General features: G+C 63.8%; 19 protein-coding genes. 14 read left to right on the plus strand and 5 right to left on the minus strand.

What is annotated here, in order from left to right:
* Positions 1-37: 37 nt before the first annotated feature.
* Genes R2855_08700 through R2855_08710 form a run of 3 tightly spaced genes read right to left on the minus strand, consistent with a single transcriptional unit; the run spans position 38 to position 2,176 of the window.
* Positions 38-1,582: an aminotransferase class V-fold PLP-dependent enzyme gene (locus R2855_08700; GenBank protein ID MEZ4531097.1), complete on the minus strand. Its 1,545-nt coding sequence runs from the start codon at positions 1,580-1,582 to the stop codon at positions 38-40.
* The gene (locus R2855_08705) at positions 1,579-1,944 is read right to left on the minus strand and encodes a hypothetical protein (protein MEZ4531098.1); all 366 of its coding nucleotides are present in this window, start codon (positions 1,942-1,944) and stop codon (positions 1,579-1,581) included. The genes R2855_08700 and R2855_08705 overlap by 4 nt, the downstream gene beginning before the upstream one ends.
* A gap of 4 nt (positions 1,945-1,948) precedes the next feature.
* Positions 1,949-2,176: a hypothetical protein gene (locus R2855_08710; GenBank protein ID MEZ4531099.1), complete on the minus strand. Its 228-nt coding sequence runs from the start codon at positions 2,174-2,176 to the stop codon at positions 1,949-1,951.
* Positions 2,177-2,687: 511 nt separating this feature from the next.
* On the opposite strand from R2855_08710, the gene R2855_08715 reads away from it, so the two are divergent.
* Positions 2,688-4,010: an MFS transporter gene (locus R2855_08715; GenBank protein MEZ4531100.1), complete on the plus strand. Its 1,323-nt coding sequence runs from the start codon at positions 2,688-2,690 to the stop codon at positions 4,008-4,010.
* Positions 4,011-4,035: 25 nt separating this feature from the next.
* On the plus strand, positions 4,036-5,457 hold the full coding sequence (locus R2855_08720) for an aminotransferase class V-fold PLP-dependent enzyme (protein ID MEZ4531101.1): 1,422 nt from the start codon (positions 4,036-4,038) through the stop codon (positions 5,455-5,457).
* 66 nt (positions 5,458-5,523) lie between these two features.
* On the opposite strand, the gene R2855_08725 is transcribed toward R2855_08720, so the two are convergent.
* Positions 5,524-6,027 (minus strand): ClbS/DfsB family four-helix bundle protein, encoded by a 504-nt coding sequence (locus R2855_08725; protein ID MEZ4531102.1) that lies wholly within the window; start codon positions 6,025-6,027, stop codon positions 5,524-5,526.
* 262 nt (positions 6,028-6,289) lie between these two features.
* Here R2855_08725 and R2855_08730 point away from each other — a divergent pair, with 262 nt between their 5' ends.
* The 10 genes from R2855_08730 to R2855_08775 all read left to right on the plus strand — a co-directional run bounded on the left by R2855_08730 (position 6,290) and on the right by R2855_08775 (position 22,458).
* Complete coding sequence (locus R2855_08730; protein ID MEZ4531103.1) at positions 6,290-7,207, plus strand: hypothetical protein; 918 nt, start codon at positions 6,290-6,292, stop codon at positions 7,205-7,207.
* 100 nt (positions 7,208-7,307) lie between these two features.
* Positions 7,308-8,117: a glucose 1-dehydrogenase gene (locus tag R2855_08735; GenBank protein MEZ4531104.1), complete on the plus strand. Its 810-nt coding sequence runs from the start codon at positions 7,308-7,310 to the stop codon at positions 8,115-8,117.
* A gap of 88 nt (positions 8,118-8,205) precedes the next feature.
* Entirely contained in the window at positions 8,206-9,210 is a 1,005-nt protein-coding gene (locus R2855_08740; protein ID MEZ4531105.1) for a hypothetical protein, read from the plus strand.
* Positions 9,211-9,386: 176 nt separating this feature from the next.
* Complete coding sequence (locus tag R2855_08745) at positions 9,387-11,987, plus strand: LuxR C-terminal-related transcriptional regulator (GenBank protein ID MEZ4531106.1); 2,601 nt, start codon at positions 9,387-9,389, stop codon at positions 11,985-11,987.
* A gap of 276 nt (positions 11,988-12,263) precedes the next feature.
* On the plus strand, positions 12,264-15,068 hold the full coding sequence (locus R2855_08750; protein MEZ4531107.1) for a hypothetical protein: 2,805 nt from the start codon (positions 12,264-12,266) through the stop codon (positions 15,066-15,068).
* A complete protein-coding gene (locus R2855_08755; GenBank protein MEZ4531108.1) occupies positions 15,004-16,269 on the plus strand; it encodes a hypothetical protein in 1,266 nt (421 codons plus the stop codon). Before R2855_08750 ends, R2855_08755 begins: the two co-directional genes overlap by 65 nt.
* 180 nt (positions 16,270-16,449) lie before the next feature.
* Positions 16,450-18,681, plus strand: a complete 2,232-nt coding sequence (locus tag R2855_08760) for a hypothetical protein (GenBank protein ID MEZ4531109.1) — start codon at positions 16,450-16,452, stop codon at positions 18,679-18,681.
* A gap of 111 nt (positions 18,682-18,792) precedes the next feature.
* On the plus strand, positions 18,793-19,905 hold the full coding sequence (locus R2855_08765) for an alanine racemase (GenBank protein ID MEZ4531110.1): 1,113 nt from the start codon (positions 18,793-18,795) through the stop codon (positions 19,903-19,905).
* 17 nt (positions 19,906-19,922) lie between these two features.
* On the plus strand, positions 19,923-20,849 hold the full coding sequence (locus tag R2855_08770) for a 2-dehydropantoate 2-reductase (protein ID MEZ4531111.1): 927 nt from the start codon (positions 19,923-19,925) through the stop codon (positions 20,847-20,849).
* A gap of 673 nt (positions 20,850-21,522) precedes the next feature.
* Positions 21,523-22,458 carry a DMT family transporter gene (locus tag R2855_08775; GenBank protein ID MEZ4531112.1) on the plus strand — a complete coding sequence of 312 codons (936 nt, stop codon included), beginning with the start codon at positions 21,523-21,525 and terminating at the stop codon, positions 22,456-22,458.
* Positions 22,459-22,501: 43 nt separating this feature from the next.
* On the opposite strand, the gene R2855_08780 is transcribed toward R2855_08775, so the two are convergent.
* A complete protein-coding gene (locus tag R2855_08780) occupies positions 22,502-22,900 on the minus strand; it encodes a hypothetical protein (GenBank protein MEZ4531113.1) in 399 nt (132 codons plus the stop codon).
* Between the two features lie 284 nt (positions 22,901-23,184).
* Between R2855_08780 and R2855_08785 the strand changes: the two genes are divergently transcribed.
* Both R2855_08785 and R2855_08790 read left to right on the plus strand, forming a co-directional pair.
* Positions 23,185-24,294 carry a serine hydrolase domain-containing protein gene (locus R2855_08785; protein ID MEZ4531114.1) on the plus strand — a complete coding sequence of 370 codons (1,110 nt, stop codon included), beginning with the start codon at positions 23,185-23,187 and terminating at the stop codon, positions 24,292-24,294.
* A gap of 40 nt (positions 24,295-24,334) precedes the next feature.
* Positions 24,335-25,000, plus strand: coding sequence for a hypothetical protein (locus R2855_08790; GenBank protein MEZ4531115.1), 666 nt, complete (start codon positions 24,335-24,337; stop codon positions 24,998-25,000).
* The last annotated feature ends 97 nt before the right edge of the window (positions 25,001-25,097 follow it).

The following is a 25,097-nucleotide window of genomic DNA, read 5'->3' on the forward strand; positions in this document are numbered from 1 at the left end:
GGCAGACCACCGGATGAGCGGACACAGAGGTCCATTTCTATGATTGCAACGACTCCTCGTCGACCACGCGAATGGTGAGCAAGCGCGGGTCGGCGGCTCCGGCGCAGGTGGCGCCACCGGCGACGACCTGGGCGAGATAGAGCAGCTTGCTCCAGCCGATGCGCTCGCCGGGAACGAGCACGGGGATGCCGGGCGGATAAGGAATGATTGGCTCGGCGGCAATGCAGCCGATCGCCGTGGGCAGCGGGACGGCGTGGGACTTGGCGAAGAAGGCGTCACGTGGGGTCATGGTCATCTCTCCTGGACTGATGGCGTCACCGACCGAACGCGCGGCCAGCCGGCGGGGTCGAGATTCGAAAACCGGGGTGCGGCGGCTGATGGCCGTGAGGGCAGCGACCAACGCTGCGAGCGAGGCGCGGGTATCCCCGACGGTGACCACGCAGACGATGCCGCGGCGGTCGCTCATCTCGGGGGCGATGCCGAATTCTTCGCGTAACAATGCCTCGACCTTGTAGCCGGAGAGCCCGATGCCGGCGGTATCGATGACGAGACGGGTCGGGTCGACCTGATCGGCAGGCAATCCGAGGGCGGCATGGTCGATCAGCGCAAGACCGGGAATCGCGCGGAGCTCCTTGCGCGCCCAGGCGGCAAGCGCCATGGTGAGTTCCAGCAGACCCCAGCCATGGAGGGCCACTTGCCGGCGGGCGGCATCGAGCGAGGCGAGGATCGGGAGGCAGCGGCTGGTCGACTGCGTCATGCGCACGCTCGCGGTAATGCGGCGGCGGTCGATGCGCTCGCCCTGGAGCACGATCATGGCGCCCTGGCTCAGCGCGGGGAGTGTCTTGTGCAGACTCACCACCGCGGCATCGGCGCCGGCGGCCATGGCGTGCATGGGAAGCGACTGATGGAAGGGGAAATGCGCGCCCCAGGCTTCATCGACCATGACTGGCACGTTGTGGGCGTGGGCTGCGGCCACGATGCCGGGCAGATCGGAGGCAACGCCGTGATAGGTCGGGCTGGTGACGATGACCAAGCTGGCATCTGGGTGGGCATCGAGCGCTTCGGCGATGCGAGCGGGGTTGGCGCCGATGCTCATGGCGTGGGTCGGATGCAGCTCCGGGGCGACGAAAACCGGATTGGCGCCGACCAGGATCAATCCGGTCAGGACCGACATATGCGCGTCCCGCGCGACGATGACGGTATCGCCCGGATTCAGCAGCGCCAAGAGGAGGGCATGGTTGCCGCTCGAGGAACCGTTGACGACATAGCGGGCGTCATCGGCGCCCCAGGTGGTGGCGGCCAACTGTTCCGCCGCGCGCAACGCGGTGTCGAGTTCCGTTGTGTTGAGCCAGACATCGGAACGGAAGACCGAGTCGCCCAACAGGCCGCGCACCTGATCGTCGAGCAGGCGTCCACCCTTGTGCCCAGGGGTGGAGAATGCGATTGCGCCGGTGTCGAGATGCCGCTGGAGCGCGTCGACGAGGGGAACGGCCTGGTGCGAATCGATACGCGGTGGCTTGACCTGGGTCGACATCTGGAGCGCGACTGTTTCCATCGGTGAGTCTCCGAAACTGCCGCTCACGAATCGCGGTCCGCGAAGGGGTCGAGGATCAAATAGGTCTGCAAGAGCAAGATGACAGCGATGACAGTCCACTTGCCGGGCGAGATCGGCACGTCATACCGAAAGCGGTCGACTAGGACGAGCCCAACCTGCAGGAGCACGACCCAGCCCATCGTCACGACCGAGAGTTCGGCCGTTTTCAGGCTGGTGGCATAGACCGCGAAGAGGACCGCGAAGGTCAGCAACCCGATCAGGAAGCAGAGGCGGCTGCCGTTATCCGCCCAGTGCTTGGCAAGCAACGCGCCGCCGAAATCGAGCCCGGCCAGAATGGCCATGACCGTGGCGAGCACGAACACGCGAGGGACCGCCGGCAGTTCGATCATTCGATCACCGCCTGACCGCGCCATGGCGCACTGAGCGCAGCAGCGCTTCGGCCTTGCGGCGATCGATGATCGGCCAGTCGTCGGCGCGCTGCTCTGGCAGGAGCGAGACGTTCACTGGCGAGATGCGACGTACGAGGCCGGCGAACCGGCTTTCCTCGAATGACACGCGCAGCTCGATGCGAATCTCGTTGCCGACTTGCTGGAATGGGGAGAACCAACTGTTGCGAACCACGGTGCGTTCCTCTCCATTGACGTATCGATCTATCAAGCGCCGTATTGGTCGAGTCGACGGAAGGGCCGGGCTGCGATGAGAGCTGGGTTGCGGCCCTCCGGTCGACGCATCCTCATGGTGCAGCCAGACGACCCGGAGCAACAGACGCAACGCACACGCAATTGGTGTGTTCTTGCGGACAGCAGGCAGCACGCAGCACGCAGTAGTCAGTAGTCAGTGGTCAGTTGGGGGTTGTGGGCGGACAGCACTTGGGCAACGGAATGGGGATGCCAGTGCGCAGCCATAGCCTTTCACGTCATGCTTGCTCGTGCTTTCCGCGCATTGGCATGCGACAGCCAACTGGCGACTGACTACTGACAACTAGCTACTGCGTGCTGCGTGCTGCGTGCCGCCTGCCGCCTGCTGCCTGCTGCGTGCTCCGGCATATCGGATTGTTCGGTCGATTGGGCGCTGCTAGGATGGCGAGGCGGTTTACCTCGGCCGGTCCAACGAGGGACTGGTAGGACAGACCTTGGCCAGCGACACAGCAGCACAGACCGACGCGCAGAAACCGGGACGGCTCGATGTCGTCCGCAATCGCTCGTTGCTGACGCTCATGCTGGGGCATGGCACGGTCGATATGTACTCCGGGGTGATCCCCCTCCTCTATCCCCTGTTGACCGAGCAATTCGACCTGAATCTGAAGACGGTCGGACTGGTGTCTCTCTGCTACTCCGGGATGGCGTCGCTGACGCAGCCGCTGTTCGGGTGGGTCACCGATCGGTGGGGCACGCGCTGGATCGGGTTGGCGCTGATGTGGACGGCCATCATGTTCGCGTTGCTGGGGCTGGCGACCAGCTTTTCAATGTTGCTCCTCTGCGCCGCGCTTGCCGGTATCGGGTCGGGCGCGTATCACCCGATGGGGGCGGTGACCGCGGCGTCGGTGATTCCGGACAATCAGCGCAATGTGGCGATGTCGATTTATGTCACGGGCGGCACACTGGGAGTGGCAATCGGCCCGCTCATCGGCGTGGCGGTGTTCGCGCTCTTTGGGTTGCACGGCACCCTGGCGATGGTGATTCCCGGTGCGGCGATCGCTGTGTTTCTGTTGAGCCAGATGCGCACGATTGCGTCGCGCCTCAAGAAGAAGGCGGAGCAGGCGCAGGCCGAGGCGCCGCCGATCCCCTGGAAGCCGATGAGTGTGGTGATTGCGCTGATGATGCTGCGCTCGTGGGTGCTCTTCGGCATCAGCTCGTTCATTCCCATCTGGTATGACGAGATGGGCTACAGCCGGTTGTTCTATGCCGCGCTTTCGACCACGATCCTGCTCAGCAGCGCGGCCGGGGCCATTGGTGTTGGGTCGATTGCTGACCGGCATGGACGGCGGAAGCTGCTGGTGATGACGTCGGTGGCCACGGTGCCGCTGATTCTGCTCTTCGCGCAGTTCCCCGGCGTGCCGGCGTTCTTCACTGCGGCGATGATCGGGTTGCTGGCGGCGAGCACCGGACCGCTGTTGCTGGTGATGGCGCAGCAGCTGATGTCCGGGCGGCCGGGAATCGCATCTGGCCTGATCCTGGGGTTGGGTTTCATCATGGGGGCGGTTGGCGTGCCGATCATGGGCGCGGTGGCGGACGAATGGGGCATCCAGAACGCGATGCGGCTCTGGGCGCTGATCGCCGGATTGTCGATCTTTGTGTCGATGCTCTTGCCGACCGATGCGGACGTGCGGTTGTTGAGCGAGCGGAAGCCGGCGCGTCGTGAGGCCAGTGTTCAGGGGACAGGGTCGGGAGGAGTCCTGAGGCCGGAGTCCAGAGTCCAGAGTCCAGGGTCAAGAGTCAGGGGGCCTGGGTCCTGAGACGGTTGGGAACGAGGAGCGAATGATGACGGGTGACGACGGGCGTCACAGGGCGCAGGACGCTGGGCCTCGGACCATCGCGGCCATGATCGATCTTGGTCTGGACCGCATGGAAGCCTGGGAAGCGGGCTGGCGAGCATTCCCGGTCGATGCGAGCTGGGATGTGGATGCGGCGGCGATGTCCGAGGCGATCGAGGCGCTGACGGAGCGGTTGACGGACAACTACCCCTTTTTCCATCCCGACTATGCGGCGCAGATGCTGATGCCTCCGCATCCGGTGGCGGCGGCGGCGTATGCCATCGCGCAGCGGATCAATCCGAATGCGCATGCGAATGACGGCGGTCCGGCAACGACCAGGCTGGAGATCGAGGTGGTCGATACCCACAAGGCGATGTTCGGCTACGACCCGAAGACGTCGCTGGGGCACCTGACCTCCAGCGGGACGATTGCCAATCTGGAGGCGCTCTGGGTCTCACGGGAACTCCATCCGGACAAGTCGATCGCCTATTCGAGACTGGCCCACTACACGCATGCGCGCATGTGCGATGTGTTGCGCATGGAAGGCGTTGCCATCGAACCCGATGCGCTGGGACGGATCGATCTGGATGCGCTCGAGCGTGCGCTGAAATCGGGCCGCGTGGGGACGGTGGTCGCGACGGCGGGTTCGACCGGAACGGGTTCGGTCGATCAGGTGGACGAAATCGTGCCACTGGCGGCGCGCTATGGCGTGCGGGTGCATGTGGATGCCGCCTATGGCGGGTATTTCGTGCTGCTGGCGGGAACGGATGCGCTCGATCCAGCGGTGGCGCGGGCGTTCCGGGCAATCAGGGATGCGGACAGTATCGTGGTCGATCCGCACAAGCGCGGGTTGCAGCCGTACGGGTGTGGGTCGGTGTTTTTCAGGGACGCGACGGTCGGGCGGTTCTACAAGCACGACTCGCCGTACACCTATTTCACGTCGGCGGAGCTGCACCTGGGAGAGATCAGTCTCGAATGCTCGCGGGCAGGCGCGGCGGCAGCGGCGCTCTGGACGACGATGCGGGTCTTGCCTTTGGAAGCGGAACGAGGCTTGGGGCCGGTGCTGGCGCGCACCCGGGGGGCGGCGGTGCGTTGGGCGGAGCTGATTCGGGAGTCGGAGATCCTGCGGTTGGCGATGGAGCCAGCATTGGACATTGTGACGTTCTACCCGGTGGTGGAGGGGGAGCAGCGGGTTTCGGCGATCAGCGCGGAGACACAGCGAGTGTTCGAAGCGTTGATGAACGATCCGGTCGAACCGGTCTACCTGGCGACATTGAAAGTGCGTCCGCCGCTGCTGTCAGGTGATGCGTCGTTGGTCTGGGATCAGGACGAGTTGCTGGTGTTCCGTAGCGTGTTGATGCAGCCGGAGCATTTCGATGCGGTTCCGAATTTGCACCGGCGGGTCGCGGAAGCGGTGAATTGGCCGTAGTGGCGGCACCCGTTGCCACGGGTGCCGCCACTGTGCAGGCGGCCGTGGATGGCGATGGCGGGTGTGTTATGCGGCGTCGAGCCAGCGGCGGATCTGGGGTTCGTGCTCGATGTGGAGATGGTCGAACCAGGAGCGGTCGAGCATCGATTCGGCGATCGATTGCCCATTCATCCAGAGAAAGTAGTCTGGATCGGTGAGGGCATCGTCTGGCAGGGCGAGGATGACGGTGCGCAGGCGGGCGAAGGTTTCCGCGTAGGCGTCGAGCACCTCATCGGCGGGGATGTCGCGGTCGCGCTGGTAGAGCCAGGCGTTGATCTCGTCGTCGCCGGTCAGCGCGGACGGCCAGGGGGCCGGCGGTTCGGGTTCGCCGCGGGCCTCGGCTTCCAGGAGACGAATGCCACCGTCTCGCCAGGCAAGCAGATGGGCGGTTACATCGCGGAACGACCAGGCGCCGGTGACGCCCGGCTCATCCATGCGATCCGGGTCGACATCGGCGAGCAGGGCTTCCCATTCGGTGCGCTCTTCGTCGATGATTTCGACGAGCTGGTGCTTCAGCTTGGAGTTGGTCACTGCCAAACGTCTCCTGGCTGCCGGCGTGTTCCTCGCCGGCGAAAAGACCGTCAAGAGTGGGTTCAAGAACACCTGGACAAACATTCGGGCGCACGTCCTCCTTAGGAGCCATTCCCATAGCGCCCCCGCACTCTGGTTCAGTAGAACGAGCGTGGGCGGCTGATGTGAGATAGTCGTGTGAGCAATTTCGGATTCGACTGCGGGCGGTGCGGCATACTGCCGTTCGCATCTTGGTTTTCATGGGAGTGGGGTTGGGCGAACGATGTGGAGAGCACCGCTGCGAGGGTTCCTGCTGGTGTTGGTGGTCGCCGGGGTGGCGGTCCTGTCAGTTGGCCTCTGGGCGCGCTACACGATCTACGACCAGGACCAGTTCGTGTCGGTGGTTTCCGGTCTTTCCGCCGATCCAGCCGTGCAGCAGGTAGCCATCGAGCGCACGATGGCAGCGATCGACAAACAGGTCGAGGAGCGAACTGGCGCCCAATCGCTCTCGCCGACGATCGCGTTCACCTATCAGATGTTCCGGCCGCAGATCGAGAGCGGCATTACCGCGGCGTTGCACTCGCCCCGTTGGGAGCCGATCTGGGAACAAGCGCTGCGCGAATTGCACGGTCCGCTGACCGATCTGCTGAAGGGGCACGACACTCCCTATCTGGTCCAAACCGACAATGAAGTGCAGTTCAATCTCTTTCCGCTCTACGAACAGGCGAAGATGCAGCTCGCCGCGCAGGGCATCGGCGTGCTGGACCAACTCCAACTAACGAGCGACGATCTCTGGGTCTCGATTCTGAAGGGCGATACGTTGGTGCAGGTGCAAGAGTACGTGCGCCTCTTCAACCGGTTGCTGGCGGTGGGCATTATCGTTTCGGTCCTGTCGGGAGTCGGCTATGTACTGCTGTCGAGCCGCAAGCTGCGCGCGATGGCCTGGCTGGTGCTGGCGATCGGGGTTGGCTGGCTGATCCAGCGCGTGGCGCTCGAGATCGGCAAGCGGCAACTCGTGGATGAGCTGGACACCGGAAGTGAGCGAGGCGCCGCGCAGCGGTTCTACGACACGCTCCTGGGCGACCTGCGCACGTTCGAGCTGTGGGCGCTGATCGCGGCGGTAGTGGCGGCAGCGGGGATCTACCTCTTCGACCGCTTCTATATGCAAAAGAAGGTGAAGGAAATCGACGCGGCTGCCTAGCGTGGGGGCCGGGGCCCTGAGCTATGAGCCCTGAGACGAGGGTAGGCGGCAGAGGTTCTGTTCTTCAGGCGCCGAGTCTACGGAAGGGAGCGTCCTTCGTATGACGACACCCATTCGAACCGAGCTGGCTGGACCGCTGCGCGAGCAGCCCCCGGCGGACCGGATGGCGGGGCGGATTTGCCTGGTGGTGGGCGCCACGCGGGGTATTGGGCGGGCCACGGCGTTGCGCATGGCGGCGGAGGGCGCGGCGGGGGTGGCGATTGCCGGGCGAAATACGACGCTGGGCGAGAAGCTGGCGGACGAACTGAACGGACTGGGGGCGGAGAGCCTCTTCGTGCCAGCCGATGTCACGCTGGAAGCAGATTTGGCGACCCTGGTGGATCGGGTAGTCGCGCGGTTTGGGCGGATCGACGCGGTGTGCAACAACGCGGGACACCAGGAGCGGCGCGCGCCAATCCTGGATCAGACCGACGAAGCCTATGCGCAGGTGTTCGATACCAATGTGCGCTTCCTCTTTAATGCGATGCGTTTCGAGATCGCGGCGATGCTCCCGACGGGCGGGGGAACGATCGTCAATACGACCAGCGTGAGCGGGGTGCGCAATCCCTATCCAGGGTTCGCGCTCTACAACGCCTCCAAGGCAGCGGCGATCGCGCTGACCCGGTCGGCAGCGCTGGAGTATGCGCCGCAGGGCGTGCGGATCAATTCGGTGGCGCCGGGGCGGGTGGTGACCGATATGATGCTGTCGACCGGGGTGGGGGATATGCAGGCAGTGGCGGCGGGGTTGCCGTTGCGGCGCATGGGGCATCCGGAAGAGGTGGCGATGGCTGCGGTCTGGCTGCTGTCGGACGAGTCGAGCTATGTCGTGGGGCATGTGCTCTGCGCCGATGGGGGATTCCTGGCAGGGTAGGCGGATAGAGCATGGTGCGAACCGGCGCAATAGTCGATCATTGACTATGACGCTGGCCGTTCGGCCGATCAGGACGTTGTGCACTCCCATGAAACCGCTCCTCATCGATCCCAGAACCTTTTCGCCCAATGGGGCCAATGTGGTCCTGGCGCAGGAGATTCGCTTCGACGGCGCGCGGTTCCATAAAGGGCAACCGGTGACCGGCGAGATGCTGGAGCGGTTGCGTGCCTATCCGGAACCGTTGCACGGGATGTTGCTCGAAGCGAACGATGTGCACGAGGACGATGCCGCGCTGGCGATTGCGGGAGCTGCGGCAGGGCCCGGCGTGGTGCTCGGGAAGCCGGTACAAAGCCGCGTGAATCTGAAAGCAGAGCATAAGGGTCTCTTGCGGATCGACCGGGCAGCGGTCGATGCGATCAACGCGCTGCCGGATCTGGGGCTGTTCACGTTGCTGGACCGGATGGCGGTGCTGCCCGGCAAGATCGTTGCGGGAGCGAAGATCACACCGGTGGCGACCAGGAGGTCGCTGATCGACGAGGCAGTGCGGATTGCCTCGCAATCCAAGGTCGTGCAGGTGAAGCCGTTCCGCCCGCTCAAGATCGGAGTGGTGACCACCGAGGCGATGGACGAGAAGACGTGCGCGCGGTTCGAACGGGCGGTCGAAACCAAGACCGGCTGGTATGGGGGCGAGCTGCTGGGGTACCGCGCGGTGGCCAACGACCCCGGGGCGGTCGCGGCGGCGTTGTTCGGGTTTCTGGATGAGGGGGCCGATCTGCTGATGACGGGCGGCGGCAACACGATGGACCCGATGGATGGGGCGCTGGGGGCGATTCCGCTGGTGGAAGGGCAGGTAGTGCGCATCGGGGCGCCAGCGCATCCGGGGAGTATGTTCTGGTTGGCGTACACCGGCGATGTGCCGATCTTCAACCTGGCGTCGTGCTCGATGTATTCGCAATCGACTGTGGCCGATCTCGTGCTCCCCTGGATCATGGCGGGGGAGCGGGTGACGTCGACCGATCTGGCCGGGATCGGGTATGGGGGGTTGCTCGACCGGGATATGCAGTTCCGCTTCCCGCCGTACGAGGATGCGTAGTCGCCAGTCTCAAGTTGCCAGTAGCGTGTCACGAATGGTTCGAACGATGTATCGTTTGTCGTGCGTACATTGTGACGCTCATGAACTATCATTCCCTACTTGGACTGCTACGCGAGTGGATATCCGGGCGACGGGTCGGCTAGCCCCACTGACCCTCGACGAGACAAGGCGTTGTTGTGGCACCCGCCACGTTCGAAGTCATTCCGCGTGAACGATTGCTCGATCTGATCGATTCGCCAGAGTTGGCGCCGGTCACATTGATCACTGCCCCTGCCGGGTATGGCAAGTCGACCCTTGCACATCAATGGGCGGAACGCCATGCGCCGCTGACGTGTGGTTGGTACCAGATTCGCACCGAGCACAATGCGCTAAATACCTTCCTCCATCATCTCTGGCGCGCTGTCGATGACGCCACCGGCAGACCAGAACCGGAACCCGAGACGATCACCGTCGCTCTCCTGCTCGGCCGACTTGGCGCCCTGCCCAGCCTGACAATCCTCGTGCTCGATGACTACCACCTCATCGAGAACGGTCTTGTCCATCAGGCGCTGGAGCAGCTTGTTCACGACCTTCCCCCAGGCACGCACCTGTTCATTCTCAGCCGGCAGGTTCCGGATATCCCGCTTGCGCGCTTGCGAGCGTATGGTCGTGTGCGACAGATCGAGCAGAGCGATCTCGCCTTTACCTTCGACGAAGTCAAGCAGGTGTTCGCACGGGCGGATGTCGATGACAAGACGCTTGGACGGTTGACGCGGAAGTCAGAGGGATGGATTGCCGGGCTCCAACTGTTGTTGATGTCGGTCAATCTGAACAGCGACTCCGCACCCAGGCAGCTCGACCGGCTGATCAGGACGACGACCGAGCACCGGTTGCTCAACGACTACATCGTCGAAGAGGTGCTCGAAGCGCTCCCGGACGATCTGCGCCGGTTCGTGCTCGATACGGTTGTGCTCGAAACCCTCGAGCCAGAGCTCTGCAATTACGTGCTTCAGATCAAGCGGAGCAGGCGGCTTCTCGTCCAGCTCGAGGATGCGGTTGTCTTTGTGGGACGCCCAGGGGGGATTGGGCGCTCGCTCGCCTACCACCGGCTTTTCGCGGAGTGTGTGCAGCGGGTTCGGCTGAACAGCGGAATCGAGCCGTCCGCGAATGAGCTCCGGATGCGGGCCGCGCGCTGGCATCACGCGCATGGAAATCTGGAAGCGGCCGCAGATTATGCGCTCGCCGCTGAAGCCTGGGATGAGGCGGCCACGATCATTTGCGAGTTCATCCCGCTCGACTTCGCGCACACGAACGTCTGGGACTCGATGTACTGGCTGGGACGCTTGCCGGAAACGGCGTTGCGGAAGAACCTGCCGTTGTTCCAGAGCTATATCACCGCGCTGCTCGGGAATGGGTATATCGACAAGGCGCGTCCGTTGGTCGAGTCCTTCTTCAGTGCTCCTGAGATCGCACCCACACCACGGCAGCAAGGTTGGCACGCCACGCAGCGCGCCTACATTGCCTTTGTCGATGGAGATCGGGACGAGGCGCTCTATCAGAGTTATCGAGCGCTTGGGTTGCTGCCCACGGACGATGCGTCTGGCCGTCTGCTGGCCTGGGCCGGGATTCATCGCGAGAGCTACGCACGCGGGGAGCGCGCGTTGGCGCAGGAGGCGCTGCGGCAGGCGGAAGCCGATCACCGGCGACAGGCGCGCGAATCGATCTACTGGCACTTTCTCATGTCGCCGGACATTTCGAATGACGTGGCGATCCGGGGAGAGCTATTCGATGCGGAAGCGCTGAACCGGCATTTCATGTCATTGCTTCCGGCCCCGATGCAAGCGTCGCTCGGCGCGTTCAAGCTTCGACTGCTCTGTATCTATCTGGAGCAGAATCGGCTCGACCTGGCAGCGGTCGAGGTGGAAGACATTCTCGCGGAACTACAGGAGCGCACCTATCTGATCTGGTCGTCAGGCGCCCTGGTGGCCGTTGCCAATTACTACCTGGCGACAGGAGAACCCGAGCGCGCGTGGGAGACACTGCAACACGCATTGCAGGTGACCCGTCAACACGGCGGACGCGAGTTGATTCGCAAGGCACAGACGGGTATTGCCAACTACTGGCTTCAGACCGGTCAGGACGGCTTGGCCCACGTCTGGGCAGGGCTCACCCACATCGATCCTCATGTGATCCGGGCGTTTGGCGATGTGGACCCACGAACGTTGCACGCGCAGATGATGTTCCGTGAGAAGCGGTACGCGGAAGCGTTGGCACTGCTCGACGAATCGATCGGTCTGGCGCGCTCGATCGGCAATGTAGCCGCCGAGATCCAGTTCCTCGTCTGGGCGTCGGTCGTGTCGCGCGCCATGGGCGCCCGGGACGAGGCGGATGACTCTCTGCGCCGGGCGCTCGAGTTGGGCGCGCCCGGAGGGTTCCATCGTGTCTATTCCAGCACCGACGCCGATCTGAGTGAGGCGATCCGGGCACTGCTCCCAACACTGAGCGAGCGGGCTCGGCATCATGCCAGCACGTTGGTCGGCGAGCAAGCGCCACCCGAGCCGGCTCCCTGGGCTGGAGCGCACTTGACCGACCGGGAGCGGGAGGTGCTCGGCGAGCTGATGTGCGGCAAGAGCACGCGAGAGATCGCGGGCGCGCTCTTCATCACCGAGCGCACCGTCAAGAAGCATTTGGCGAACCTCTTTCAGAAGACCGGCACGCAGAATCGCTATGCGCTCGCCGTCTGGGGCCGCGAGCGAATGCATACACGTCCCACGCCCCCGAACATTGCGGTTCGGTAGGTGCGATAGCAGCCGTTCGAAACCGACATGCGCGCGGGTGTGAGAGGTGTACTTGCGTACACCAGTACGTACACCATGAACGGACAGACTCGCCCAAATTGAAAGTGTCCGAACGTACACTTTCTGGTCTTCCGGGGCATCCCCAACACTTACGATGAGAGGCTCTACCCGCATAGGGGATCTGGTGCTGTTTGCGACTCAGCACTGGCGCTGCCTGCTGTCCTCTCGTGTGAGTCGCGGTCGACGTCACGCTCTTTCGAAAGGCGGAGTTGGGGCATGGGAAGAAGATTTGCACTATCCAGGTGGTTAGTGTTGGCGTTAGTGCTCGCCACGCTAGCCGCCCCATTGGCGGCTCCCGGGCTGCTCGGGAGCAGGTCGTCACCGTCAGCGGCGCTGGCGCAGGACGACCAGACTGGTTCGGAAGTGAACACCGGGGATACCGGCGAGGCCGCCATACCGACTGACGTCGCGGACGATCAGACGGCGGAAGAGCCGACTGGTGTCGAAACCGATGGAACCACGACTGACGAGATGGGCGATGGCGACACCTCGGCCGCGCAACCGCCGACCGAAGTCGTGGAGCAACCGACCGATGTGGTCGACGTGCCCACCGATGTCGTGGAAGAGCCCACGGATGTCGTAGAGATTCCGACTGACACCACCACCCCAGAGGCGGCGGAAGGGACCGTGGAAGTCGCCGCGGATGAGGTCGTCATTCCGGCGGCGCTTCCGGCCGGTGTCATCAACCTCGGATGTATCGCGCTCGATCCTTCGCAGCCAGATCTGCGGCAGGTCACGCTGGACGTGTTCCCCGCGGCTGGATACAGCGCCCCGGTGGTGACCGTGACCCTGACCCTGGTGGGTGGGGGAGCTGGCGACCCGACTAGTGGGCCGGGCGGTATGTCGACGAACCCGTATACCGGCACGGGAAGCTGGTACTGGGGCCCAACCCCAGGCTATTCCGCTATTTCGGTTTCCGCCGTCTACACGAATCTTGCGACGGGCCAAGATGAGCTGGCTTCTGGTTCGATCCAGTGCCATCCGGCGGCGACCTACACACCGACGAATACGCCGTCGGTGACGCGAACCGCGACCCAGACGCCGGATCCCAACTGGACCTCGACGCCGTCGCGGACGCCATCGAACACGCGCACTCCAACGCAGACGCCGGATCCCAACTGGACTTCGACGCCCACGCGGACAGCGACGAATACGCCGGATCCAAACTGGACCTCGACGCCTTCGCGGACTCCGTCGGTAACGCGCACGTCTACCCCATTCGGGACGCCTGACGGTTCGGTCCGCATTACCTGCGGAAACTCGACTGTTCCGGGCGCAGGTGTCTATACGGGAGTGGTCACGGTCACAGGTCCGGGCTACGCAATTGCCAATTGGTCCCTGAAGCGGGCCGATGGCACATTCCTGTACGGTGGACCGGTCACGATTCCGCCGACAACCAACCCGATCTTTGTGGAGGAAGGCAACTTCGTTCAGGCGTTCCTGAACGTTGTCTACTACCACTCTGACGGCACCGTGTTCGCGGTTGCAAACGCCAGCGGGGTATGCGACCTCACGCCGGGCAACACCTGGACACCGACGGCGACCGCCACGGCAACGCCAGACGTGACCAACACGTCGACCGCGTCGGCCACCAGCACGGCGACCAACACGGCGACGAATACTGCGACGAATACTGCGACGAACACGCCGACCAACACGGCGACGGCGACGCCGATCTCGCTGGTTCCGGTCAACCCAACTGTCACGGGCAATGTTTGCACCGGTGGTGTCTTCACGCCGCCGACCGTGGTTCCGGGCACGACCGCCGGGTTGACCTACACGGTCACGCAGCAGCCGACCGAGGCCAATGGCTGGACGGCGATCGTGACTGCCACGATCACCGGATCTGGCTATAAATGGGGAACGCTGCCAACCGGCTGGGAAGAAACCAGCTCCACGGTTGCGACCTATACCGAGGTCATCGAGCCGAACCTCTGTGAAGAGGCGGTTCCCGTCCTTCCGGCGATCACGGGCAATGTCTGCACCGGTGGTGTCTTCACGCCGCCGACCGTGGTTCCGGGCACGACGACTGGGCTGAGCTACGAGGTCACGCAGCAGCCGACCGCTGGCAACAACTGGACGTATATCGTCTTTGCCACCGTGGAGAATGGCTATGAGTGGGGCAACCTGACCGGCAGCGGTTGGGTCGAGCTCACTGCCGCCAAGGCATTCTTGATCGGCACAGTCACGCCGAACCTTTGCCGGGAGACCGTTCCCGTTGCGCCGAGCGTCACTGATGGCGTTTGCACGGGTGGCGAATGGACCGCTCCGACGGTCAATCCGGTGACCACGACGGGCATCAACTACGTGGTGACCCAGCTGCCGAACGCGGGCAATGGCTGGACCTACATCGTCACTGCGACCGTGCAAAACGGTTACGCCTGGGGCGATCTGACCGGCACCGGTTGGGTCGAGGTAAGCAGCGCAACTGCCACCTACACTGGCACGGTCGATCCGAATCTCTGCGAGCCGACCGTTCCGGCCGCTCCGGAAGCGACCGATGGTGTCTGCGAAGGCGGCGAATGGACCGCGCCGACGGTCGAGGCGATCAGCGGCACTGGTTACACCGCAGTGGTGACCCAGGAGCCGAACGCAGGCAATGGCTGGACCTATATCGTCACTGCGACGATCGAGGACGGCTATGAGTGGGGCGATCTGACGGGCACCGGCTGGGTCGAATCGACGTCCGCGGTGGCGACGTTCACCAAGACGGTCGATCCGAACCTCTGCGTGCCGACCAAGCCGATCGCTCCTGAAGCCACCGATGGCGTCTGCGAGGGCGGCGAGTGGACCGCGCCGACGGTCGAGGCGATCAGCGGCACTGGCTACGTGGCACAGGTGACCCAGCAGCCGAACGCCGGCAACGGTTGGACCTACATCGTCACCGCGACGATCGAGAACGGCTATGAGTGGGACGACCTGACGGGCACCGGTTGGCAGAAGGTCGACGTCCGCGGTGGCGACGTTCACCAAGACGGTCGATCCGAACCTCTGCGTGCCGACCAAGCCGCTTGCGCCTGAAGCGACCGATGGCGTCTGCGAGGGTGGCGAATGGACCGCGCCGACGGTCGAGGCGATCAGCGGCACTGGTTACACCGCAGTGGTGACCCAGCAGCCGAACGCTGGCAATGGCTGGACCTACATCGTCACCGCGACGATCGAGAACGGCTATGAGTGGGACGATCTGACGGGCACCGGTTGGCAGAAGGTGAACAATGCCACTGCCACCTACACCGACACGGTGGAGCCAAACGAGTGCGTGGAGACCACCCCGGTTGCGCCTGAGGTCACCGATGGCGTGTGCACCGGTGGCGAGTGGACCGTGCCGAAGATCGATCCTGTGACGACGCCGGGCATCAGCTACGTGGTCACGCAGCAGCCGAACGCTGGCAATGGCTGGACCTACATCGTCACTGCGACGGTGCAGAGTGGCTATGCCTGGGGCGATCTGACCGGCACGGGTTGGCAGAAGGTGACCAATGCCACTGCCACCTACACTGACACGGTGGAGCCGAACCTCTGCGAGGATGTGTTCCCAGTCGCGCCGACCGTGGAAGACAACTTCTGCACCGGTGGTGTCTTCACTCCGCCGACTGTTGTGCCGGGTGTGACTCCTGGATTGGCCTACACGGTCGTCCAGCAGCCGACCGAGGCGAATGGCTGGACCTACATCGTCCGGGCGACGATCGTGGTCGACAACATCGCCTGGGGCAACCTGAGCGGAACGGGCTGGATTCGGGAGAGCGCGACGGTGGCGTCGTTCACCAAGACAGTTGTCCCGGCGCTCTGCGTGGAGATCATTCCGCCGCGGCCGACTGTTGCTCCGGAGACGAACGTCTGCATCGAAGACTCCTTCGTGCCGCCGGTGATCGTGCCGGGCAAGACGACCGGAGTGGTTTACACCGTCGTGCAGCAGCCGTCGGCGAAGAATCGCTGGACGTACATCGTTACCGCCACGATTGTCGAGGACGGCATCGCCTGGGGCGACCTGAGTGGAACGGGTTGGGTTGCCGACAGCGCCACCAAGACCACCTACATCTCGACGGTGGTTCCGCACGGATGTGATGCGCCGAAGCCGCACAAGCCGACCGGGGTGGCAGTCCTGCCGAACACCGGTGCTGGTCCGAGTGGCGATTCGATGTTCACGATGCTCTGGCTGATGATCCTGGTGGCCTCGTCCGCTACCGTCATCGGGCTGCGCCTGCGACGAGTGTCGCGCTAGCGTTCACCTCGGGTGATTTCGAACAGGCGAGCGGCGTCAGCCGCTCGCCTGTTCTTGTTCTGGGCGCCTGGAAAATGCCGTCATCCTGCTATGCTGCGAACGGTGATTTTTCGGCTCAGGTGGTCCTGCTATCCTGTACCCGCCCCGACCGATATGTGTTGCTCTTGGAGGAGATCGTCGATGACCCGGTTCCGGCATCTACGCCTTGCCCCCGCCCTGCTGGCGGTTGTTCTGATTCTGACATCCGTCGCGGGTGTCTTCTCTGTCAGGGCGCAGGATGCAACGGTGGAACCCGCCACCCCTGGCGCCGAGGCCGTTGCCTCGCCGGTGGCGCCGCCAGCGGAACCCTGGTTGGCGTCCGACTTCGTTTCCGGTCCCTGGCGGGTCGAGGTCGTCACCGCCAAACGAGCCAACGCCTTCTCCGAGTACGATCTGGAGAGCCGCGAGGACAAGGACTGGATCGTTGCCGTGGTGGATGTCACCAACTGGTCCAGTGATGATGAAACGCTCAATCCGCGCGACTTCGCGATCGAAGTGCCGGGTGGAGCGGAGCCACGCGGGTTTGCGCGGCGCACCACCGAACGAGTGGCCGAGCAACTCGGTCTGGAGCCGACCGATACCGATGCGGGAGTGGCGATCGACGAGGGCGAGAACGAGCGCCTGGTGCTCGTTTTCGAGCTGCCGATCGACTCCATCGATCCCAAGCTGTTCCTGGACGGCGAATCGCTTTCGATCCAGGGCGCGATCGACGGTGGCCCCGCGATCGACGCATTGCCGGAGATGGGCGATCCGCCGAGCGCGGATGAGGTGGAACTGGGCGATGTGATCAACGGCTTCACGCTGACCCTTGGCGAAGACGAAACGGAAACGGTGCTTTCGTTCGTCGATGGCCCGTTGCCCGATGAGTGTTTCGGCGAAGAAGCAACACGCCGCCTGACCAGGTTGGCGACCGATACGCTCTATGTGGAGGTACTCGATGGGGCAACGATGGTCTGGACGGACGAGGACGATTCCAGCCGCCGATTGCTCAACTTCGAGCAGATCGACGGCGGCTATGCCGCGGTGTCCGAAGATGTCAGCGGGCCGTTTGCGGTCTGGCTGAAGGACGCGGAGCAGTCATCCAAGGACCGTGGCGGTGCGATTTGGGCCAATTGCACCGGTCCGCACGGGGTGACTCGAGTGGAAACCCCCGAACGGAGTCAGCTCAAGATCGGCGATGGCGAAGGGGGCGCCATTCCGTTCCATGTCTGGTTGGAGTGGAACCCGGTGATCGTCACCCAGCCGGATGGCGGGGCCTGGGCGTTCTTCGGCGCCACGGCGGATGCCGGCGATCTCAAGGACATGAAGATGGTCTACGCCGCGCACTACGACCCGTCTGAAGGTAAATGGCTGGATGCGTCCGCTATGCCATTGGGTGAAGTGCAGCTTGGGCCGTCGGCGGTGGTGGACAGCAAGGGCGTCGTGCATGTCGTCTATTCGGCTCGGGAGAAGGACGAGGACGGGTACTACAGCACGCTGCTCTACACGCGAGAGGATGGCAACGGTGGTTGGGTAGAGCCGGTTGCGGTATCGCTCGATCAATTGGCGGGGCATCAGATCGCGGCATCGTTGGCGATCGACGCCAACGACACGTTGTACGTCGCGTGGCAGGACCAACGCGCGTTCAGCCCGGAGGCGCTCAGTTCCCCGGCCAATGCCGACATATTCGTCAGCCAGCGTGAAGTGGACGGCCTCTGGTCGATTCCGGTGCTGATCAACAACCACTACCCCACCTCGGCTGCAAGTCGGCCGCAATTGGTGGTGGATGGCGATCGGTTGGTGGCGGTTTGGTCGGTCTACACCTCGGCCATGGGGCTGACGGCCGCCGCGCGCATGGAATGGTCGCAACGGCCGCTGGACAGCGAGCTGGATTGGACCGCGCCGCGGACGGTGACCAACGGCCGGGGCGATCTCTTCGGTGGGCGGTTGGTGGCAATGGCGGCCGATCCGACCGGAGGGGTGGTGCTGGCGTATGGGCGCGTGGGGACGAGCGATACGTTCCTCTTCACCAAGCGGCTCAAGCCGGGCGCGAGTGAATGGGGCTCGGATACGCTGATCGCGTTTGGCGAGAGCGGAACGTATCCCGCGCTTGCCATCAACAACCTCGGCACGGTGTTCGTGGCTTACAACGTCGGAAGCGGCAATATCGTGGATGTGGGGGCGACAGCGATCGGGTATCGCTCGGTGGAGCCGGGCCCGGAAACGATCGTCACGCAGGACGATCCGAACACGCAAGGGATCCCGGCGGTGGCGGTCGATCTGACCGGCACGCCGTGGTTCATCTACTTCGGCGAAATTCCGGGGCAAGATCCAACCATCGTCGGCGTGATCCGAAACGCGAACGTGCCGGTGACGCCGTTGACGGCGTCTTGAGAGGTCCGGTGACCTGAGTCCGGAGTCCGGTGACCTGAGTCCGGAGCCGGGGATTGGGATCGATGAGGTCGAGACCGGGCGACGCTGACCGGGGTGGATCGAGGATGGTGGATGGCGGATTCTGAGCTGCTGTGGCCGGGCATCGAGACGCCGGCCCTGCTGGTCGATCTCGACCTGATGGAGGCGAATATCCTCCGCTGGCAGGGTGTGTTCGATGCTGCCGGAGTTGCTTTCCGGCCGCATATCAAGACGCACAAATCGCCAGCTATCGGCGCGTGCCAGCTTGCCGCCGGAGCGGTGGGGCTGGCGGTCGCCAAGGTGGCCGAGGCGGAGGTGTTTGCCGCGGCTGGCTGTCGCGATCTGGCGGTGACCTATCCAGTGGTCGGCCAGGGGAAGTGGCGGCGGCTGGCCGAGCTTGCGCGCACCTGCAGGATCACTGTCAACGTGGAAAGCGAGATCGCGGCCCGCGGGCTGAGCGCGGCCGCAGTGGCGGCGGGCAGTGAATTGCTGGTTCATCTGGACATCGACATCGGTGCCCACCGTTGCGGAGTGCAGCCGGAGGACGCGGAGACGCTGGGACGGATCGTCATGGAACTGCCCGGACTGGGGTTGGAGGGAATCACCGGGTTTCGCACGGTCGCTTTCCCCGGCGCAGCGGGCCGCAGCCCGGACGAGCTCGGACGCGAGGAAGGGGAACTGTTGGTTCAGCTCGCGGAACGTTTGCGGGCAGCCGGATTGCCGATTCGCACCGTCGCGGGTGGTTCGACGCCGACGGCGCGCGCGGTCGCAACCGTCCCGGGTATCACTGAGGTTCGGGCTGGCACCTATGTCTTCGGCGATGGGTTGATGACGGTGTGGGGAGCGGTGGTCCCGGAGGAGATTGCGCTCACGGTGCTTTGCACGGTGGTCAGCCGTCCCTTGCCAGAGCGGGCCACCATCGACGGAGGTTCCAAGACCTTTGCCGGCGATATCGCGGCGGGCGCGGTGCCCGGGCTGGCGGGCCATGGGCGATCGGTGGACATCGACGGATACATCGAGGCGATGAACGAAGAACATGGCATGGTGCGTCTGGGTTCCGAGCGTGCCTGCGCGGTTGGCGACCGGTTGCGGTTCGTTCCAAATCACGTCTGCACGGCGGTGAACCTGGCCGACGAGCTGATCGGGATTCGGGACGGCAAAATCGTGGCCGTCTGGCCGATCGAAGCCCGCGGAAAACGCACATAGTCGCGAAGGGAACGCGGATGCGCATTCTGGTCGTAGGCGCGGGAGCGCTGGGCGGGTTCTATGGGGCAATGCTGGCGCGGTCTGGACATGAGGTGACCGTGCTGGCGCGGGGCGCGGCGCTGGAGGCGGCGCGCGCGCATGGTCTGCGGGTCGAGTCGGCGGCGTATGGCAGGTTCGCGCAACTGGTGACGGTGGTCTCCGACCCGTCAGACGCCGGTAACGTCGACATGATCTTTCTTGCAGTCAAGGCGTATGACCTCGATGCGACCGCGCGGCAGATCGCGCCGTTGGTGACCGATGGGGTAACGCTGTTGACGGTGCAGAATGGAATCGAGCATCCGTGGCAACTGGCCGAACTTGTGGGCGAGGCGGCTGTGCTGCCGGGAGTGATCTATATCTCGGCCACGGTGACTGCGCCGGGTGTGATTGCGCATGTTGGCGGTCCGGGATTGTTGCAGCTTGGCGATGCGTTCACGCCGAATCCGGAACGGCTCGAGCGAGTAGCGACGATGTTCCGCGACGCCGGGCTGCCGGTCGAGACCTATCCCGATCTCTGGCCGATGCTCTGGCGCAAGTTCGCGGCCATCTGCGCGATGAGCGGAGTGGCGGCATTGACCCGCTTGACGTTGGCGCAGATGTTCGCCGTGCCAGAAAGCCGGAAACTCTACCGGGATACGATGGACGAGGTGGTGCGCGTGGCGATTGCGCGCGGTGTCGCGTTGCCGCCAGACACGGCGGACGGGCTGATGGCGATGCTGCATGCGATGGCCGTGCTGCCCGAGCGAGGCTCGATGGCGTACGACTTGTTCGCTGGACGGCGTCTGGAGATCGAAACCCTGAACGGGAGCGCCGTTCGCCTGGGCGCGGAATCGGGCGTTGCAACGCCGATCAATGCGGTGATCACGGCGTCTCTGTTGCCGTACAAGGATGGGCCGCCAGCATAGGCAAAGACATTTCCGGTTGGATGGGACCGGTATACTTGGGACAGAGCGGTGGATCTGTGGCGGGAGAACGGCTTCCCGCAACTTTTCAGGAGACCCCCGGTCCGGCCTCCGGGGCAGACTCCCACCGCTCAAGCCTCGCTCTTTCGAATCCGAGACTGCACATTCCTCGATCGAATACGAAACATCGAAATCAGATTGACACTGCCATTTCGATCGCGGCCGATGATGACTGCCAACCAATGGGACTGCGACAACGGCACGTAGACCTGCCAGGTTGATTGGGATTTCGGATCGGGTATGGCGTACGCCCAGTTCGGCAGAAGGTTGTCCAGTTGTTCGTAATAGGCGATGTCGGGCTGATGGGAGTCGCGAATCTTTCGATCGACCGAGCGAGACACGCGTAGTATCGCAACCGGTAGATCGATATATCCCCGTAGGTCTTCCGGGATTCGTTTGCGCTGCGATACGATTTCCCACTCGACTTCTGGAAGATCGTCTTCGTCATCGTTCCTCGAGATGTCCTCGGGAGTGCTTCGTGTCAACAAAGCTCCTCTGGATCGTCGAGCAGGTCCATGGACACTCCAGATGGTGAACGGTCGTCGTATCAGGTGAGGTGCATTTTGCCGCAGGTCGAGTTCTGGATGCTGAGTTCATCCCTGTCCCGTGGAGCCACATGAAGCTCAGCCCGGTGGTTGAAGGGAATCTGGCGGCGTTCGTGGGGTCGTGCCTGTTGGGGGCGGCGGTCGTCGCGACCCGGCAGGTGGTGGATGAGATCGCGCCGTTGAATCTTGCGTTTCTGCGGTATGCGATCGGTGGGGCGTTTCTGGCCGCGCTGGTGGCGATCCTTCGTCCTGGCGAACTGACGCTGCCTCGAGCGGAGCTGCCGAAGATCGCGGCGCTGGGCGCGTTGATGTACGCGCTCTTTCCGTTCCTGTTCAATACCTCGTTGCGCTACACGACCGCTTCGCGTGGGGCGGTGATCCTGGCTCTGATGCCGTTGTTCACGGCGGTGCTGGGGGCGTTTGCGCGCAGCGAGCAGTTGCAGCCGGTGCAATGGCTGGGGGTGGTCTGCTCGATCGCGGGGGTAGCGGCGGTCTTCGCGGAAAGCGGTTTGCATTTCGCGGACGGACGCTCGGCGATGATCGGAAATGGGCTGATGGTGGTGGTGGCGCTGGTGGGCGCGGTCTACAGCGTGGCCGCGCGGCCAATCCTGATGCGCTATGGCGCGCCTCCGGTGACCGCGCTGGCCATGCTGGCCGGAGCGGCGTTGCTCTGCCTGCCGGCGTTCTTCCGGGGGGTCACCCGGGAGGTAGCCGATGCGCCGGCCTCGACCAATGCGCTGGTGCTTTATCTGGCCATTCCCGGCGGAGCGCTGGCGTTCTTCCTCGCGTCGTTTGCCCTGTCACGGCTTTCGGCCACGCAGGCGTCGATCTATATCAATCTCAATCCCCTGGTTGCGACCATCCTGGCAGCGTTGTTGCTGGGCGAGACGTTGACCTGGTGGTTCGCATTGGGGTTCTTGCTGGTGGTGATCGGGTTGCTGCTGGCGAACCTGCCTCGCATGCGGAGCACTCGCCAGGCGACGGGCGCGCAGACCGCGCGGTCATAACCGCCAGTCGACAGACGTTTGCCCGGTTCAGGGTGGAGCGGCGCTACGGTGCGATACGAACCGCGTCCACCGTGCCGGAGATCGAAGCGGCCTGATTGCCCGCGGGGTCGAGAATAGCCACGGTGAACGTGCCCGAGAACGATGCTCCCTCGCTCGCAACCGTGACCGTTGCTGAAATGGCATGCGAGCCGATGGAATTGCCGTTTTCGTCGACGCCGAGGGTTTCGAACGCCATCTCGACCTTTCCCGGCTGAACTTCCTTCCAGGAGCCAAATGCCGTTGTGAAAAATTCCAGCCTGTGCGCCGATCCTGGAGGAGCCACAAGTGGAGAAGGAAGCACATTGAGGACGACGCCATCGCTCGAGAAGGTCGTCAGGTTGAGATGGTGTGCGCCATCGATCGTAACCGTCGTTCGCCAGGAGCCTACGATGCTTGCGGTCATGCGCTCTTCCTTTCTGTGCGTCAACGCTCGGCTCCAATCAGCATAGCACTGCCTTTTCGCGATTCCGGTGGGTGACCTAGAGAGGAGGCCGCTGGATCGCGCTCCGGTATGATGGATGCGGGACAACTGCTCGAACATCGTCTCGACATCATTGCAGGGAGTTGGCCGGAATGCCTGGTTCGCACGTGACAGAAATGAAACGCACGGGGTGTTCGCGCCGGCGGCTGCTCGGTGGGAGTTTGGCGGTGGCTAGCTCCATGGCGCTTCGGAGACCGGAGGGTGGCATGGCGCACGACGGCCCACACGAGTTCACCGCAGAGGAGGCGGACCGAATCGACGCGGTCGTGAATGGGTTCCTGGAATCGAGCGGCACGCCGGGCGCAATCGTTGGGCTCTGGATCGACGAGCGCGGGAGTTTGGTCAAGACCTATGGGCTGAGCAATGTCGAGACCGGGGTTGCCCCGATGGAACGCGACACGGTTCGAGTTGCGAGCATCACGAAGACGTTCGTGGCCACGGTGCTCCTGCAACTGGTGGACGACGGGCTGATCGCATTGGACACGCCCATCAGCGAGTTCGATTTCGATTTTCCTCAAAGCGAAACTGCTACGCTGGCGCAACTGCTGGGGATGACCTCGGGCATCTTCAGCTACACCGAGGACGAAGGATTCCTGGCCGACTATGTCGCCAATCCGATGATGCCCGGCTTTACACCGGAGCAGGCCCTGGACATCGCGCGGAAACACGATCCCTACTTCGCCCCCGGCGAGGGGATCCACTATTCGGACACCAACACGATCATTGCCGGGAAGATCGCCGAGCAATTGACCGGGCAGACGTTGCCTGAGCTGCTGCAGGAGCGGATTTTCACACCCGAGCTGTTGCATGCGACCAGTTTCCCGGTGAACGATCCGGCGATGCCCGATCCGTTTATGTCCGGCTATCTCCCACCGGCGGACGACCAACCGATGCGGGACGCGACCGAATCGAATCCCGATGTCGCCTGGGCGGCCGGGGCGATGATTTCCAATCTCAACGATCTCAGTGTCTGGGCGGAATTGCTGGCCACCGGCGCATTGCTGTCACCGGAGACGCAAGCAGCGCGGGTGCAGTTCGTTCCGATGGCGGAGGGAAGTCCGGTATCGTACGGGCTGGGGATCATGGAACTGTTGGGGTTCTTTGGACACAATGGCGGCATTGCCGGGTATAGCACCATCATGCTGCATGATCCAAATGACGGCTCGACGATCGTCATTGCCACCAACATGTCGGATGAACGTGGCGGCGGCGCAGATACGATCGCGCTCGAGCTGATTCGGACGTTGCTGCCCGAGCGGATACCGGGTAATGCGGCGCCACTAGCCTCACCGGCCGCTTCCCCAGTATCCTCGTAGGCAGCAACTTACTTTTTTCGGCCAGAGGTTAGCTATGGATATGAAGTCTTCGCGTAACACCATCATTCCCATCGTGGTTGGCGTTGCGCTGGCGATCGTTCTGAAACTCGTGGGTCTCGGATGGGCCCCGGCCCTGATCGTTGGGGCATTAGTGGCGATCGGCGCCTCCGTGTTTCTCCAGCGGCAGGCGCGCTCGGCCGACGCTGGCGGGGGAAGCTCGGCTGGCGGCGCGACGAGCGTGGCCGATATCGATGCCTTGCTGGCGACGGGAACGTCGGCCGTGACCGGGTTCATCAGCTCGTCTGCGGAGATTGCCAATCCGTCGACGAAGGAGATCGCCGGAAAGATCGGGACGAGTCTGCAGGGGATCATGTCCGAGTTGCAGACACCGGACAAACGTTCGGCGGTACCTGTGGTGGTGGACAACCTGATCGAGCCGGCGCAATCGGTGCTGACCGAATATCTCTTCTTGACGAAAAAGGCGGTTGCGGCCACGACGCCGCGGACGACCACGATCGAGCAGAGCGTGTTCCCGGCGATCGAAGTGGCCAGCCGGCAGACATTGTCGCTGCTGAAGGAACCGGGCAAGCCGGATATCACCAAGCTGACGCGAGCCTCGACCGTGCCGTTCGAGCAGGCGGTGACGATGCCGCCGGGTGGAACCACGCCAAAGGGATCGCGGGAGATCGAGCCAAAGGCCGAGTAACCTCACGCCTCTTTCACCCACCCGTGGCCGTTGGCGGGCACGGGTCCCGCCACTACGGGTCGGCGGGTGCACGGGGCGCCACGGCGATTGCATGGGG

This window comes from Thermomicrobiales bacterium (assembly GCA_041390825.1).
In the GTDB taxonomy this organism is placed as follows: Bacteria; Chloroflexota; Chloroflexia; order Thermomicrobiales; family UBA6265; genus JAMLHN01.

Bases quoted from the DNA above. Each gene is read 5' to 3' on its own strand.
- R2855_08705 (MEZ4531098.1), bottom strand. From the start codon at position 1,944: ATGATCGAACTGCCGGCGGTCCCTCGCGTGTTCGTGCTCGCCACGGTC.
- R2855_08720 (MEZ4531101.1), top strand. From the start codon at position 4,036: ATGACGGGTGACGACGGGCGTCACAGGGCGCAGGACGCTGGGCCTCGG.
- R2855_08730 (MEZ4531103.1), top strand. From the start codon at position 6,290: ATGTGGAGAGCACCGCTGCGAGGGTTCCTGCTGGTGTTGGTGGTCGCC.
- R2855_08735 (MEZ4531104.1), top strand. From the start codon at position 7,308: ATGACGACACCCATTCGAACCGAGCTGGCTGGACCGCTGCGCGAGCAG.
- R2855_08740 (MEZ4531105.1), top strand. From the start codon at position 8,206: ATGAAACCGCTCCTCATCGATCCCAGAACCTTTTCGCCCAATGGGGCC.
- R2855_08750 (MEZ4531107.1), top strand. From the start codon at position 12,264: ATGGGAAGAAGATTTGCACTATCCAGGTGGTTAGTGTTGGCGTTAGTG.
- R2855_08760 (MEZ4531109.1), top strand. From the start codon at position 16,450: ATGACCCGGTTCCGGCATCTACGCCTTGCCCCCGCCCTGCTGGCGGTT.
- R2855_08765 (MEZ4531110.1), top strand. From the start codon at position 18,793: ATGGCGGATTCTGAGCTGCTGTGGCCGGGCATCGAGACGCCGGCCCTG.
- R2855_08770 (MEZ4531111.1), top strand. From the start codon at position 19,923: ATGCGCATTCTGGTCGTAGGCGCGGGAGCGCTGGGCGGGTTCTATGGG.
- R2855_08775 (MEZ4531112.1), top strand. From the start codon at position 21,523: ATGAAGCTCAGCCCGGTGGTTGAAGGGAATCTGGCGGCGTTCGTGGGG.
- R2855_08780 (MEZ4531113.1), bottom strand. From the start codon at position 22,900: ATGACCGCAAGCATCGTAGGCTCCTGGCGAACGACGGTTACGATCGAT.
- R2855_08785 (MEZ4531114.1), top strand. From the start codon at position 23,185: ATGGCGCACGACGGCCCACACGAGTTCACCGCAGAGGAGGCGGACCGA.
- R2855_08790 (MEZ4531115.1), top strand. From the start codon at position 24,335: ATGAAGTCTTCGCGTAACACCATCATTCCCATCGTGGTTGGCGTTGCG.